The following is a 1,348-nucleotide window of genomic DNA, read 5'->3' as shown; positions in this document are numbered from 1 at the left end:
AACGCCGTGTTTCTGACGAGTTGTGCTTCGAATCTCAAACCTGGCCTGTAGTGAACTAGGACCGGACCTGACTTCGGGCGCTCTAACTGGAGTGCTGTGAAAATGTCTTTTGAAAAATGAAAACACTGAACTATCCAACTTTCAATATTTTTCTGTGTTAACCTAGCGAGAGCAGAATCGAGGGCTGAATAGTTACGTACATATGCCTGTAACAGTTTGGGCCCGGTATGGACACTCAAACTACTAATGTCGACTGTAACTGCAAGGTCGGCAGTATAATTTCAAGGCACGAGCTCGAAAATATGAACGATAAGCTCGTAACTCGCTGGATTGGCGCTAATGGAGACGGTGAGAGCATTCGCTCACTTACGGACTGGCTTAATCAAGAAGTACTTCGACAATTAATGTTGGATGCTGGTGCCAACCCAATCGATGGAGAAGTTGAGAATCTCTATCAGTTACTTACAGACGAAGACGCACTTAATGCCAGCAAAATCCAAGCGCGTTCTTCGCTATCCGAGCGCGGAATTGACGCTGATGAAGTTACAGAGGAGTTCATCTCACATCAGACAGTCTATCGCCACCTCACAAAATGTCTTGAGGCTGAAAAGAATTCATATGAGATTTCTGTGGACAAGGAGCGCAGTCGCGTTAGCAGTATGCAAAACCGTGCTGAGGCAGTTACTACTGATACTGTATCCCGACTGAAGAACGCTGATAAACTTGCACTTGGTGACTTCGAGGTCCTCGTGACCATTCGTGTCTCTTGTGCATCTTGTGGAGCTCTCCACGATGTCATGGATCTTGTAGCACAGGGTGGTTGTGACTGCCAGCGTTAACTTGATTGACGAAATTTGTGAAGTACGCTATTCTTGGATCCCTCGTTAAGTGAAGGAATCCGGTGTTGTAGTTGGCTAAACCGGGTGTAGAACCCTATAACTCCCGGTTCTGGGCCCAATAGGGTAACTCGTTAATAGTAGATCCAATTACAAACTCCAGGTTAACTTATACTATTATAACTGGTGTGCAGTTTGATCATGTCTGTTCCATAACGCCCCAGGTAATATGGTCCCATATACGCTCGTAGAGGTAGTATGTTCCCGTCTTCACGATGTTAGTTAATAGACCAATATTAAGAGCCGCACTCACATCTCCGATAATCACCCATGCAATACTAACAGTAATCAATAACATAAATAAACGGTAGCTAACTGTTTTAACAATTGCTCGCTTCCTATTCTGTAAAGCTGATTTGGAAATTGCGTGGCGAACCATATCTTCTCCCACGTTTCTACCCGAATAAGTAATTTTCCTTGGTTGATTTTTTGCCGATGATTAACCAATATAC

Annotated in this window: 2 protein-coding genes; one reads left to right on the top strand and one right to left on the bottom strand. The window is 44.1% G+C overall.

Annotation, left to right across the window (positions count from 1 at the left end):
• Positions 1–227: 227 nt before the first annotated feature.
• The gene (rdfA, locus tag AN233_RS16725) at positions 228–839 is read left to right on the top strand and encodes a rod-determining factor RdfA (RefSeq protein ID WP_343123570.1); all 612 of its coding nucleotides are present in this window, start codon (positions 228–230) and stop codon (positions 837–839) included.
• A 196-nt stretch (positions 840–1,035) separates the two neighbouring features.
• Here rdfA and AN233_RS16235 read toward each other — a convergent pair whose 3' ends face one another.
• Positions 1,036–1,275, bottom strand: a complete 240-nt coding sequence (locus AN233_RS16235) for a DUF2061 domain-containing protein (RefSeq protein ID WP_080508332.1) — start codon at positions 1,273–1,275, stop codon at positions 1,036–1,038.
• Positions 1,276–1,348 lie beyond the last annotated feature (73 nt).

The sequence above is a fragment of the Haloparvum sedimenti genome (assembly GCF_001462205.1).
GTDB classification, from domain to species: domain Archaea; phylum Halobacteriota; class Halobacteria; order Halobacteriales; family Haloferacaceae; genus Haloparvum; species Haloparvum sedimenti.
This window is presented reverse-complemented; position numbering and strand designations above follow the sequence as displayed.